Here is a 12851-nt window from a genome sequence, read left to right as displayed (position 1 = left end):
TATTGCTACGACCCAGACCAGTCGTGAGTATGAACTTTTTCAACCCTGGAGCCCTCAACCGGTTAACCCGCCTTAACCGGAACCGAGGCCTGACCGATGAAAACCCTGCTGAAGCTCACCCTCGCCGCCACCCTCGCCTGCGCCCTGCCCGCCTGGGCAACCTGTACGCCTGAAGAAGCCACCGTCAAGCGCGAACAGTTGGCCAGGGAAGTCACCAAATTGACCGAGCAGAACCCGGCCAAGGCCAAGGAAATCAACGAAGAGTTGCAGAAGATGGATCTGGAAACGGCCTCCAAGGATCTGCCGGATAAATGCCAGTTGATCGATCAGCGCCTGAAAGAGCTGGGTGTGGCTGAGAAGAAAGCCGAAACCTGACCTTTGCGTCTTATACCTTCAAACCCAGCTCTGACGACAACCGGGCCGTAACCCCCTTGATCAGGGGAATCAGCTCGGCCATTTTTTCCAGCGGCATGTAGGGCACGGTACTGGCAATGCTGATGCCGGCGACAATGCGCTTGCTGGCATCTCGGATTGGTGCCGCCACACAGCGGATCGACGGCTCGTTGTCTTCCAGATCGAAGGCGTAGCCACCGGCTACATATTCGAGCATGCGCTGCTGGAACTGCTCCCAGGACTGCTCCGGATGCTGCGGCCAGAACAGATTTTTCCCGCCTGCCGGCAGGCTGATTTCGTACAGCCGCTGCCACTCTTGCTGTGTGTCATCGAGCATCAGGGCCTTGCCGATCCCGGTGCGTGCCAGCGGCATGCGATGGCCGACCCGCGAACGCATTTCCGGGCCATTGCGCCCCGGGTTCTTGTGCAGGTACAGCACCTCATCGCCCTCGCGGATGGCCAGGTGAATGGTGTCGCCGGTCAACGCCGACAGCTCATCCAGATACGGCCCGGCCAGGGTCACCAACGGCAGCTCTTCCCGCGCCTGAAACCCCAGTTCGATCAGCTTCGGTCCCAGCAGATAACCGACTTGCGGCACTACCCGCAGATAACGTTCGTCCACCAGGCAACTGGCCAGACGATGGGTGGTGCTGCGCGTGGTGCCGATCAGCCGGGCGATTTCCTTGAGATCGCGGGCGCCACTGGCTACGGCCTGAACCACACCCAACCCGCGAAGCAGGGTCTGGGTGCCAGTCGGCGCGGCGTCCTTGGCGATTTTTGGGGCGTCTTCCTGCATATCCAGCCTTTACCGTTGAGCGAGGGAACGGGCGGCATTATGGTCGCCCGCATGCCAAGTCTACAACTTGATACGCTCGACCTTGCCCACCAGCAACACGTAGGAAAGTGCCCCCATCAACGCCAGTACCGAGATGTAGGTGATCGCCGGTGCGAATGAATCGCCCGTGGCGAGGAAACCGATGACGATCGGCGTGGCGATGGCCGACAGGTTGCCGATGAAGTTGAACACCCCACCGGTCAGACCCAGCAAGCGCGCCGGCGCCAGGGTCGACACCAGCGACCATGTGATCGAAGCCAGGCCGTTGCCGAAAAACGCCAGCGCGAGGAAGGCAATCACCAGCGGCGTCGACTCAACGAAGTTGGCACCGATGATCGAGGTGGAAATCAGCAGACCACTGATGATCGGTAACTTGCGGGCGAAACCTACCGAATAACCCCGACGGATCAGCAAGTCGGAGAAGAAACCCGAGCACAACACGCCGACAAAAGCCGCGAGAAACGGCAGCGACGCCAGCAGGCCGGACTTGATGAAGTCCATACCGCGATATTTCACCAGATAGGTCGGGAACCACGTCAGGAAAAACCACAGCGTCGAATTGAGGCAGAACTGACCGAGGTAGATGCCCCAGAGTTTGCGCTTGGTCAGGACAATGCCGAGGTCGGTCCAACTGAACTTGGCTTTGACTTTGGCTTGTTCGGACTGGATGTCGACGAGCCCACCGCCTTCGCGGATCAGCTCGATTTCGGCATCGTTGGCACCTTTGAAATCCCGGGGTTCGCGATAGACCGCGTACCAGATCACGGCCCAGATAATGCCCACCGCCCCCGTACTGACGAACACCATGTGCCAGCCATAGTGATGCTGCAGCCAGGCCAGTACCGGTGTCAGGAACGCCAGGCCGACAAACTGCCCGGAGGTGTAGAAACCGATGGCCGTAGCCCGTTCGCGCTCCGGAAACCAGGTGGTGACGACGCGGCTGTTGATCGGATAGGCCGGTGCCTCCAAGGCGCCTACCGCCATGCGCAGCACGAACAGCGCAATGAAACTGGCGGCGAAACCGAGCATCACCGTGGCCACCGACCACAGCAACAGTGCAACGCTGTAGAGAATGCGCGGCGGTACCCGGTCCACCAGCCAGCCACCGGGAATCTGCATGGCGGCGTAGGTCCAGCCGAAGGCTGAAAAGATCAGGCCGACGTGAATCGGATCGATACCCAGGTCGCTGGTCAGAGCCGGCGCGGCAATCGACAGGTTGCTGCGGTCCAGGTAGTTGATCACCACGGTGATGAACAGCAGGACCATGATGAAAAACCGCTTGCGGCTGGGCGTCACCAACGACGCCTGCCCGGTGAGGGTTTGCGGTTGCATGAGGAGAGCCTCTTCTTATGTTTATTGAGGTCGAAATCAGGGTTTATGCAGATCCCACTGCTAATGGAGATCAAACTGTGGGAGCCAGCCTGCTGGCGATAGCGGTGTCTCAGTCACCGTAAATGCTGAGTGTGCCGACCAAATCGCCAGCAGGCTGGCTCCCACAGGGGTCAGTGGTGTGTCAGGCACTCACCACTCGGCAAAACTGCCGTCGGCGTGGCGCCAGATCGGGTTGCGCCAGCGGTGGCCGACGGCCGCGCGTTCGATCACGTATTGCTCGTTGATCTCGATGCCCAGACCCGGGCCATTCGGGATCTTCACGAAGCCTTTGTCGTAGTCGAATACCCGTGGGTCCTTCACATAGTCGAGCAGGTCGTTGCTCTCGTTGTAGTGGATGCCCAGGCTTTGTTCCTGGATGAACGCGTTGTAGCAGACCGCATCCAGTTGCAGGCACGCGGCCAATGCAATCGGGCCCAACGGACAATGCAGCGCCAACGCCACGTCGTAGGCCTCGGCCATGTTGGCGATCTTGCGGGTTTCGGTGATGCCGCCGGCGTGGGACGCATCGGGCTGAATGATGTCGACATAGCCTTCGCTGAGCACGCGCTTGAAATCCCAGCGCGAGAACAGGCGCTCACCCAGGGCAATCGGCGTGCTGGTCAGCGGCGCCAGTTCCTTGAGCGCTTCGTAGTTTTCGCTGAGTACCGGCTCTTCGATGAACATCAGTTTGTAGGGGTCGAGTTCCTTCATCAGCACCTTGGCCATTGGCTTGTGCACCCGACCATGGAAGTCAACGCCAATGCCCACGTTCGGACCCACCGCATCACGTACCGCCGCGACGTTGGCCAGGGCCAGGTCGACCTTTTCGAAGGTATCGAGGAACTGCAACTCTTCGGTGCCGTTCATTTTTACCGCGGTGAAACCACGGCTGACCGCGTCTTTTGCCGCCCGCGCGGTGTCTGCCGGACGGTCGCCGCCGATCCACGAATACACGCGAATCTTGTCCCGCACCTGACCGCCCAGCAGGTCGCTGACCGACACACCCAACGCCTTGCCCTTGATGTCCCACAACGCCTGGTCGATGCCGGCCAGGGCGCTCATGTGGATCGCACCGCCGCGATAGAAGCCACCGCGGTAAAGCACGGTCCAGATGTCTTCAATGTTGCGTGGGTCTTTGCCGATCAGGTAGTCGGACAATTCTTCAACGGCGGCGGCAACGGTGTGAGCGCGGCCTTCGACCACGGGCTCGCCCCAGCCGGTGACGCCTTCGTCGGTTTCGACCTTGAGGAAGCACCAGCGCGGCGGAACGATGAAGGTGGTCAGTTTGGTGATTTTCATCTGGTTGTCTCTCTTGTTTTGTGCAGCGCGCTCGGCGCCGGAAAAGTCTTAACGCAGAGCGTTCCATGCAGCGACATAGGCCTTGGCATTAACCGACACTTGCTCAGGCGTCATACCCGGCTTGAACAAGCCGGAAGCCAGGCCGAAGCCTTTGACACCCGCGTCGATGAACACCTGCATGTTGTCCGGGGTGATCCCGCCGACCGGCGCCAGAATGGTTCCGGCCGGCAGCACCGCGAGCCAGGCTTTGACGACTGCCGGGCCCATCTGCTCGGCCGGGAACATCTTCAGCACATCCGCGCCTTCGGCCAGCGCCGCGAAGGCTTCGGTCGGCGTCGCGACGCCCGGCGACAGGTACAAACCGGCCGCTTTCGCCGCGCGCAGCACCTTGGGATCGCTGTGGGGCATGACGATCACCTGACCGCCCGCCGCCTTCACTTGCTCGACCTGCCCCGGCGTCAGCACCGTGCCTGCACCGATCAGGCAATCGGCGGGCAAGGTACTGCGCAGGATGCGGATACTTTCGTACGGCTCGGGGGAATTGAGCGGCACTTCGATGACGCGAAATCCGGCCGCGTACAGGACTTCTCCGATGGCGGCGGCTTCTTGCGGATGCAGGCCGCGCAGGATCGCGATCAGACCGTTTTGCGCCAGTGCTTGTTTGAGCATGTCAGGACTCCAGTCAGGTTTAACGGGATGGGCTGGCGGCAATCAGCCCGGCGGCGACCGCCAGTTGCCACAACCCGCGTTCGGTGGCCTGTTCGGCCAGGGTCACCTGGGCAAAACCGCAGGCGTCGAGGGCCCGGCTGTAGCGGCTGCACAGCTGGAAATTGCCGATCAGGATGATTGAAGGCAGGTGCACGCTATTGCGTCGGCGTCGTTGAACGTTGGCCAGGGCTGCCAGTTCATGTCCAATCAGCAGGCCGGACAGATAATCCGCCTGCGCGGTGGCGCTCAGTTCACCGGTCAGGCCCAGGCTGCGGGCACTGAACAGGGTCGACAGCACACCGATGTCGCCGTCCGCCGATAAAGCGACCTGCACGCCGCGATCGAAAGCCTCGCCATCGAAAGAGCCGCCGCGTTGCTGCGTGCGCCCCAGAATGCTGTGTTCGCTGAGCACGGCGAAGACTTCGCCGGTCATGAACGTATCGAAATGCACGATGCAGCCTTCGGTCACTTCCACCCATTTCGAATGGCTGCCCGGCAGGCCGATCAGCAGATCGGCGCCCGCCTCGCTCGACAGCGTTTGCAGGACGCCGAGTACCTGGGTTTCTTCGCCGCGCATGACGTTGGGCAGGTGCGAACGCTGAATCACCCCTGGCACGATGTGCACGTCGACACCGCGAAGGCTGCGCACGATTTGCAGGGAGGTTCCGAGACTGGCGACGTTCGCCGGTGTATCGCGGTAGGCCGCTTCGCGCCAGCCCTGGGCGCTGCCGACCATGCCGCAGGCAATCACCGGCAAATCGGGTTGGGCATCGAGCCAGTCACCGCAGGCCTCATCGAAGGCCAGTTCAAAACCATCGGTGCATTCGCGACCGTCGATGATTCGCGGCACCTTGGGCAGCTGCATGATCCCCGACGACAGCGAACGCTGCTCGAGCACCTGGCCACCCGCGGCAAGTTTGTAAGCACGTAATGAGGTTGTCCCCCAATCCAGCGCGATCAATTGCGCCCGCATCGCTTCACCTGTTCTGTTTTTGGCAGTGAGTGAGGCGGACTATAAACCTGGACACTTATAAATCTCAATATATAAATATCAATCCCATATATTGAGAAACAAGCAAAAAAATCGCAGCCTTCGACAGCTCCACATGGACCGCGATCCTGTTGGAGCAGCCGCAGGCTGCGATCTTTTACAAGCCGATCAATGACCTTCGGCGAACTCGCGCAGCACCTTGCCATCCATGCGATAGCGAACCCACTCTTCCTGCGGCTGCGCGCCCAGGGATTTGTAGAATTCGATGGCCGGGGTATTCCACTCCAGCACACTCCATTCAAAACGCCCGCAGTCATTGGCGCAGGCGATCTTGGCCAGATGCCGCAGCAAGGTTTTTCCCGCACCGCCGCCACGCTGTTGCGGGGTAATGTAGAGGTCTTCAAGGTACAGGCAGTTACTGCCCAACCAGGTGGAATAGCTGAAGAAGAACACCGCGAAGCCGATCGCCACGCCGTCGCGCAGGCAGATCAAACCATGGGCGGTGGCGCCTTCGCTGAACAAGCTGCGCTCGATGTCGGTCACGCTGGCAATGACTTCATGGCGGGCACGTTCGTAGTCGGCCAGTTCAGTGATAAACGCGAGAATTTGCGGAGCATCACTGGGGGTCGCCGGGCGGATTTCGATCGTCATGGACGTGCCTTGTCAGAAGTGGAAAACGCCATACTAATTCGACGCAGGATTTGTGGCGAGGGAGCTTGATCCCACATCTGCAGGAGCTTTTACTCCGGCCCGCGCTAACCCTGGCATCGCGAAGCTCGGACCTAACATAAGCGCGTTGCGTGATAGATAGATGACCTGCGCATTTATCAGGTCAAGGAACCGCGTCATGTCTACCGCAACACCTCCCGTCTCCAGCAAGTTGTTCGGCCAGTTTTGCCTGGCCAGTTACCTGCTGTCGCTGTCCTACGGTTCGACCTTTTTACTGTCGCTGCTGATCGGTTCGCACGGGGGTAACGAGCAGGATGCCGGCAGTGTGATTTCGGCAGCGATGCTCAGTACCTTTTTAGCCGTCATTGTCTGCGGTCACCTGTCCGACTTGCTCGGCGCGGCGCGTTCGGTGGCGCTGTTCGGCGTCCTGCTGGTGGCCGCCAGCCTGGGCTTTGCACTGACGCCGGGCTTCGGCAATCTATTGCTGTTTTTCGGGCTGTTGCTGGGCTTGGGCTGGGGCGTGTTTTACACCCTCGGGCCGATCATCGTCGCGAGCCTGGTCTCCCCCGCGCAGCGCGCCAAATACTTTGCCTTGCTGTCAGGCAGCATGATGGCCGGGATCGGCAGCGGCCCCTTGCTGGGGCGCGCAGCGAGTGCCTTGGGTTATCCGGTGACGGCGGCGTTCTACCTTGCTGCATTGGCCAGCCTGATCGGCGTGCTGCTGTTCTGGCGGCTGGATCGACACCTGGAAAAAGCCACGGCGCCGTCGACTGTCGTGTCGCGAATTTCCTGGCGTGCAACTGCGCAGGTGATGTCGTCCCGGGCGGTGTTGCCGATCATCATGGTCGGCCTCGGGGGGTGCGTTTTCGGTGGTCTTTCGAGTTTCCAGACCAGCTATGCAGCGGCCCGCTCGCTCGACTATTCGCTGTTCTTCCTTGGTTTCATGAGCGCCGCGATCAGCAGTCGCCTGTTGATCGCCGGCATCGTGGTCAAACGCGATCCGTTGCGCGCGTCGTGCCTGCTGTCGGGCCTGATGATGGGCTCGCTCCTGATGTTCGGCTTTGTGGTCGACGACGGCTTCAGCTACGTACTGGCGGCGGTGATGCTCGGGGTCGGTTACGGCCTGACCTATTCGGTGATCAATGGCCTGGCCGCCAACGAGGCACCGACCGGTACCACTGCACAGTCCTTGTTGCTGTTCAGCCTGTCGTACTTCATCGGCGTGTTTGGCTTTCCGCTGCTCGCCGGAAAAATCATCGTCGAGCATGGGATGGTGACGTTGCTGCTCACCCTGCTGGCGGTCGCCTCGCTCAACTGGTTGATCACCGTGGGGCGACTGATCTGGCGCCGGGGCACTAGGGCAAAGACCTTACAGCACGCCTGAACCGTTCGTCGTTCATCAGGCACCAATTCGAAACGGGGGTGGACCAACGTCAGGTAAGGACACTCAATCAAGGGAGACACCACCATGATCTCGTCCAGGCTGACCGCCCTCGCCCTCGCCGCCCTGCTGTCCCCGCTCGCCATCGCCGCGACCACCGCGTCCGGCACCGGCCCGACCAACCCGGTCGAAAGCCCCAAGGCCCCCGCCATCCAGAGCGCCCCCGGCATGAACACCAACGGCACGGGCGTCGACAGCAGCCTGCCGCCGTCCACCGGCACCGATCCACGGACACAGGGCAACGACACCGGTCGCCAAGGCGGGCTGAACCTGCCGGACACAAGGACACCCGATAACACAGGTTCTGGCGTCGGCTCGAAAACCACCACCGGTGGCTCAGGGTCCGAAGGTGGTGCCAGTCAGTAGTTCCTCGCAACACCTTCCCATCACCATGAAGAGGTAAGCATGAACGTCGATAAAAACCTGGAAAAAGAAGTCCTGACCCGCCTGTTGCACGCCCACCCGAGTGGTTTGGGCAAGGAGGTCCTGGACAATTACCGGGGGGAGAAAGTCGTGGCCAGTACCCTCGCCACACTGCAGGAACGCGGACTCATCCAGCACGGCAACGTGCAGTGCAACGAAGCCGGCGAGCACTCGCTGAACCTGCCGATCAAACTCAGCGCCGCCGGGGTTGAAGCGGCACGCAAGCTGGATGTTTGATTTATGTATTGAATATTAGGACCCCTTCGCGAGCAGGCTCGCTCCCACAAGGGATTGGCGAACGACACAAGTCCCCTGTGGGAGCGAGCCTGCTCGCGAAAGCAATGGATCAAGCGCTGAATGACTTGCTGATCAACTCATCCACCTCAGCAGGTCCCGGCGAAGTCGCCGGCCCCCACCGAGTCACCGCCAACGCCGCCGCCGCATTCGCCCGACGCGCCGCATCAAGTGCCGACAACCCTTGCGCCAATCCCGCCACAAATACTCCGGCGTGAGCATCGCCAGCACCATTGCTGTCCACTGCTTCAACCTTGAACCCCGGTACATGCCGACGCTCGGAGCCCCAGTTGATCCAACAACCTTGTGGTCCGTCACGCACCACCATCAAGACTTTCGCGGGAAGAAGCTCGGCCAGGCGATCCAGCGCTTCATCGATCTCCGACGCCCCGGTAAACCGCAGTGCCTCGACGCTATTGCTGGTCCACAGATCGATGCGCGGCAACAAGGCCTTCATCAGTGGCGCATCCGGTGAATCCACCAGCGGGCCCGGGTCGAATACCACGTTGATGTCGTCCGGTAACGTCAGCAGCCAGTCCACCAGCGCCTGCGCCTTGCCGACATGCAGCAGGCTGTAGCCGCTGACACAGACATAATCACCCGCCTCGGCCGGCACGCTGGCCAGGTCCTCGGCATTCAATTCGCCTTCAGCGCCGATGTAGGACACGAAACTGCGTTCGGCCGAAGCGTCCGTGATGGCTACGCACAACCCGGTATCGCGCTCGGCGGGATGGGCGATGCCGATGTGGATACCTTCGGTCAGCATCGCTGCGCGGGCCAGGTCGCCGAAACGCCCGGTGCCATGGCGACCGAGGTAGACCACCGGCAAGCCATTACGCTGCGCGGCAGCCATCACATTGAAGCCGCCACCGGCTTCGAAACTGGCCGATTGCGCCAGCGCGTCGCCCCCCGCTTGCGGCAATTGGTCCACCGCCATGACCAGGTCGATGATGACCTGGCCGGTGTACAGCATCTTAGGCATGAGCATTCTCGACCAGCGCAGCGCGACGATCCTTCGCCCCGCCGAGTACAAAATACAAGCCACCGGCAACCACAAAGGTCACGATCCAGCCGAGGCCGTTATGCCCCAGCCACGAGTCGGACAGGAAGCCCTTGAACCAGACGTTTTCTGCCGTGGTGCCGATGGTGGTGAAGCTGAACCCCAGCACGATCGCCACCGCCCAGGCACTGAACGCTCGCCACTCGACGCCACCGCGATACCAGTAGGCACTGCTCGGGCTGACGTCCAGAAGGTCCTTGGGGCTGTAATAGTGACGGTGGATCAGGTCAACCACGAAGATCCCGACCCACGCCGTGATCGGCACAGCCAACAGGGAAATGAAGGTGATGAACGGACCGTAGAAACTGTCGGCGATCAGCATGAAGTAGATGGAACCGGCGAAGATCGCGACGATGTCCACCACCACGGCGTAGACGCGTTTGACCTTCAGGCCGAGGGTCAAGGTGGTCAGGCCGGCGGAGTACACCGACAGGTTGTTCGACAGCAGCAGCCCACCGAATGCGGTGATCAGGTACGGCACGGCCATCCAGGTCGGCAGCATGTCACGGATGGCGATGATCGGGTCGGTGGCCTGGGCCAGGTCGTTGTTGCCCACCGACAGCAGGCCGCCGAGGGTGATCAACAGTACCAGCGGAATCCCCGCGCCGAATGCCGCCGACGCCACCAGGCGCACGGCTTTGACACTGCGGTGCTGATAGCGCGACATGTCCGCACCGGCGTTGGCCCAACCGATCCCGGTGCCAGCCGCCATGGTGCCGATCCCGATGATCATCGCGCTCATGGGGGCCGGCGTGGCGTTAAATACCGCACTCCAATCGATGGTGGCGCAGAGGAATCCGCCAACCAGAATGTTCAGCGCACCGAACACGTAGGTTGCCCACTTCTGAATCACCAGCAATGTCGCATGACCGAGGCCGGACACCGACAAAGTCAGCAGCACGAAAATCGCAATGAATACCAGGGTCAATACTGGAGCGCTTTTCGCTTCCACCGGCGAGCCGAACAGGATTGAACACAGCGACAGCAGCACGAAGGCGGCGGTGGTGGTGTTGACGGTTTCCCAGCCCAGGCGCGACATCAGCGACACCAGGGTCGGACCGATATTGCCCCGCACACCAAAGATCGCGCGGGACAGGGTCAGGCTGGGTGCACGGCCACGACGGCCGGCGATGGAAATGATCCCGACCACCGCGAAAGAACCGGCGGCACCCAGTATCGCAACGATGATCGCCTGCCAGATTGCCAGCCCGCGAAAGGCCACGAGGGTCGCGCCCAGCGGCAGCCCGAGGATGGAAATGTTGGCCGCGAACCAGACCCAGAACAGCTGCAACGGATGACCATTGCACTCGGCTTCCGGCACCGGCTCGATGCCGCGGGTTTCCAGTTGCCCGGCGCTCTGCCCGGCGTTCGATGAACTCATGAAAATGCTCCTGTTGCCATTTTTGTGTTTGTGGGCAATTAGGGAAATCGACACAACATCCCGGCCGTCCTGGCTGTGTTGGTGCGTTCCATTGCGGGTTATCAGATTGAATCGGCGGCGTGGCGTTCGCGAGCAGGCTCGCTCCCACGGCGGATTCATGTCACTTACAGACCCAGTGTGGGAGCGAGCCTGCTCGCGAAAAGGTCAGCCCAGTCAACGCAAGGCCAACAGCCCCTGCACCAGCGGCTCAAGCGCCAGATCATTAACCGCTTTGACCTTATCGATCAACGCCACCGGCCAACTCTCAAGCCCCAGACAAGCCCCAAGCATCGCCCCAAGAATCGCCGCGATGGTATCGGTGTCGCCACCCAGGCTCGCCGCCATGCACAGTGCTTCGAAGGCATTCATTTCGCCAATGGCCACTTGCTGGGCCAGGGCAAACGACACCACCACCGATTCTTGCGAAGCCACCGAGGTGCCGATCACGTCGTACAGCAAATCGGCGAGCATCGCCTTGTCGTTGTCGACGCTTATGGTCCGTGCCCAACTGATGCGCGAAGCGATTCGTCCGCCGGCCACCCAGTGGCCATGGCTTTCCGCTTGCTGGGCCATTTGCTGGCCAAGGTTCAACGCCTCGCCCAGGTCCAGGCCATTGATCCCGGCCGAGACCACCGCCGCCACCGCCGCCGCACTGGAAATGCCCAGCGTGGTGTTGTGGGTGACCTGACAGGCCTGCACCACGGCCTCGATGAAACGCTTGGGATCGGCGACATCCGAGGCAATCCCCACCGGGGTGATACGCATCGCCGCGCCATTGGTGGTGCCGTAGCGCCCCGCTTCTTCCGCCGAATGGCCAGCGAGAATCATCTCGATGGCGCGCTTGGTCGAAGGGCCGAGCAGATCCTGCGAGCCCCTGGCCTGCATTTCGGCTTCCCATTCGATCAGCCGTTGGGCGAGCAGCGCCGGTTCGATCCGGCCCTTGCCGTCGAGCAACAGCTGACCGACCAGGATCGCCTGCTCAGTGTCATCAGTGATCGAGCCTTTCGGCATGTTGGCGGCGATTGGTTGTAGAGGACCAGCGTCTTGCAGGTCGATGATTTCACCGAAGCGCACCTTGATCTCGGCACGGCTCAGGGATTGAGTCGGCATGCCCAGTGCGTCGCCCAGGGCCAGACCGTAGAACGCACCCAGGGCACGATTGAGCGCCGTCATTTCATCGTTCCAAATTGCAGGTGCATACGGAAATGCACGGGATCGAGCAGGCTTTCGACCTGCTCCATAAAGCGGTTTTGCCGGTCGTAGGTGGTGCGCAAGGCCTTGAGGAATACGGTACCGACCGGACGCCCCAACAGTTCGGCGTCTTCGGCGTTCAACGGTTCGGCGCCGATCCATTGATCGCCGCGTTCACCGATATAGCCGTAGGCGGCCAGGGTGATGGTCAGGGAGTTATCAATCAAACCGACCCGCGGCAGGCCTTCCAGGCCTCCAGTAGCGGGCATCAATGAACGTTCGAGGGAAACCAGCGTGCCGTCGTTGGAGCGGCGGCGACGGTCGAGGGTGATGAATTGGTCGGTGCCGAAACGCGGCAGCAGGTCAGGACGGGTCACCGCCTCCAGCCGCAACACTTCGGTATTGACCAGCGCGCCGCTGTCGGCCAGGGCCTGGGCCCAGCCGCTGCGCTGGTCGAGTGCCACACCGTCGAACGTGACGATAGAACCCACCCCGCTTTGCGTCGCGATGTAGTTGCGCCTTTTCAATTCGGCCAGGGCTTCACGCAAAGTACCTCGGCTGACTTTAAATTCTTGAGCCAACTGATGCTCGCCCGGCAGATGAAAGCCGTCTTCCATGAGACCACTTTCAATGCGCCGGATGAGCTCGTCGACCACCCGTTGTTTCTTGTCGAATCGTACCTGTCTAATCATGTACAAATTGATACCCGAAACGGGTTGTGGTGGGCAAGGAATTTTTGGGGGCAATGACGGAAGG

At 61.3% G+C, this 12851-nt stretch carries 14 protein-coding genes; 4 read left to right on the top strand and 10 right to left on the bottom strand.

Annotated elements, in window-relative coordinates; genetic code table 11:
* The first annotated feature begins 96 nt into the window (after positions 1-96).
* Positions 97-375, top strand: coding sequence for a hypothetical protein (locus AC07ZE_RS08610; protein WP_207263362.1), 279 nt, complete (start codon positions 97-99; stop codon positions 373-375).
* A gap of 10 nt (positions 376-385) precedes the next feature.
* Here the strand turns inward: AC07ZE_RS08610 and AC07ZE_RS08605 are convergent, their stop codons facing one another.
* The 6 genes from AC07ZE_RS08605 to AC07ZE_RS08580 all read right to left on the bottom strand — a co-directional run bounded on the left by AC07ZE_RS08605 (position 386) and on the right by AC07ZE_RS08580 (position 6248).
* The gene (locus tag AC07ZE_RS08605) at positions 386-1189 is read right to left on the bottom strand and encodes an IclR family transcriptional regulator (protein WP_207263360.1); all 804 of its coding nucleotides are present in this window, start codon (positions 1187-1189) and stop codon (positions 386-388) included.
* Positions 1190-1249: 60 nt separating this feature from the next.
* Positions 1250-2560: an MFS transporter gene (locus AC07ZE_RS08600; RefSeq protein WP_207263358.1), complete on the bottom strand. Its 1311-nt coding sequence runs from the start codon at positions 2558-2560 to the stop codon at positions 1250-1252.
* 189 nt (positions 2561-2749) lie between these two features.
* Positions 2750-3898 (bottom strand): galactonate dehydratase, encoded by a 1149-nt coding sequence (gene dgoD, locus AC07ZE_RS08595; RefSeq protein WP_207263356.1) that lies wholly within the window; start codon positions 3896-3898, stop codon positions 2750-2752.
* Between the two features lie 48 nt (positions 3899-3946).
* Positions 3947-4567, bottom strand: coding sequence for a 2-dehydro-3-deoxy-6-phosphogalactonate aldolase (locus tag AC07ZE_RS08590; RefSeq protein WP_207263354.1), 621 nt, complete (start codon positions 4565-4567; stop codon positions 3947-3949).
* Positions 4568-4586: 19 nt separating this feature from the next.
* A complete protein-coding gene (locus AC07ZE_RS08585) occupies positions 4587-5579 on the bottom strand; it encodes a 2-dehydro-3-deoxygalactonokinase (RefSeq protein ID WP_207263352.1) in 993 nt (330 codons plus the stop codon).
* A gap of 186 nt (positions 5580-5765) precedes the next feature.
* On the bottom strand, positions 5766-6248 hold the full coding sequence (locus tag AC07ZE_RS08580; protein WP_207263350.1) for a GNAT family N-acetyltransferase: 483 nt from the start codon (positions 6246-6248) through the stop codon (positions 5766-5768).
* A 196-nt stretch (positions 6249-6444) separates the two neighbouring features.
* On the opposite strand from AC07ZE_RS08580, the gene AC07ZE_RS08575 reads away from it, so the two are divergent.
* From AC07ZE_RS08575 to AC07ZE_RS08565, 3 genes are all read left to right on the top strand, one after another.
* Positions 6445-7650: an MFS transporter gene (locus AC07ZE_RS08575; RefSeq protein WP_207263347.1), complete on the top strand. Its 1206-nt coding sequence runs from the start codon at positions 6445-6447 to the stop codon at positions 7648-7650.
* An 84-nt stretch (positions 7651-7734) separates the two neighbouring features.
* Positions 7735-8073 (top strand): hypothetical protein, encoded by a 339-nt coding sequence (locus AC07ZE_RS08570; RefSeq protein WP_207263345.1) that lies wholly within the window; start codon positions 7735-7737, stop codon positions 8071-8073.
* 39 nt (positions 8074-8112) lie between these two features.
* On the top strand, positions 8113-8367 hold the full coding sequence (locus AC07ZE_RS08565; RefSeq protein WP_095195589.1) for a hypothetical protein: 255 nt from the start codon (positions 8113-8115) through the stop codon (positions 8365-8367).
* 109 nt (positions 8368-8476) lie between these two features.
* On the opposite strand, the gene AC07ZE_RS08560 is transcribed toward AC07ZE_RS08565, so the two are convergent.
* The 4 genes from AC07ZE_RS08560 to AC07ZE_RS08545 form a co-directional block, all read right to left on the bottom strand.
* A complete protein-coding gene (locus tag AC07ZE_RS08560; protein ID WP_207263342.1) occupies positions 8477-9406 on the bottom strand; it encodes a PfkB family carbohydrate kinase in 930 nt (309 codons plus the stop codon).
* Entirely contained in the window at positions 9399-10865 is a 1467-nt protein-coding gene (locus tag AC07ZE_RS08555) for a purine-cytosine permease family protein (protein ID WP_207263340.1), read from the bottom strand. Before AC07ZE_RS08555 ends, AC07ZE_RS08560 begins: the two co-directional genes overlap by 8 nt.
* 213 nt (positions 10866-11078) lie before the next feature.
* Entirely contained in the window at positions 11079-12077 is a 999-nt protein-coding gene (locus AC07ZE_RS08550) for an ADP-ribosylglycohydrolase family protein (RefSeq protein WP_207263338.1), read from the bottom strand.
* The gene (locus AC07ZE_RS08545) at positions 12074-12787 is read right to left on the bottom strand and encodes a GntR family transcriptional regulator (protein WP_175389712.1); all 714 of its coding nucleotides are present in this window, start codon (positions 12785-12787) and stop codon (positions 12074-12076) included. The genes AC07ZE_RS08550 and AC07ZE_RS08545 overlap by 4 nt, the downstream gene beginning before the upstream one ends.
* Positions 12788-12851: the final 64 nt, after the last annotated feature.

This window comes from Pseudomonas sp. GW101-3H06 (assembly GCF_059424605.1).
This window is presented reverse-complemented; position numbering and strand designations above follow the sequence as displayed.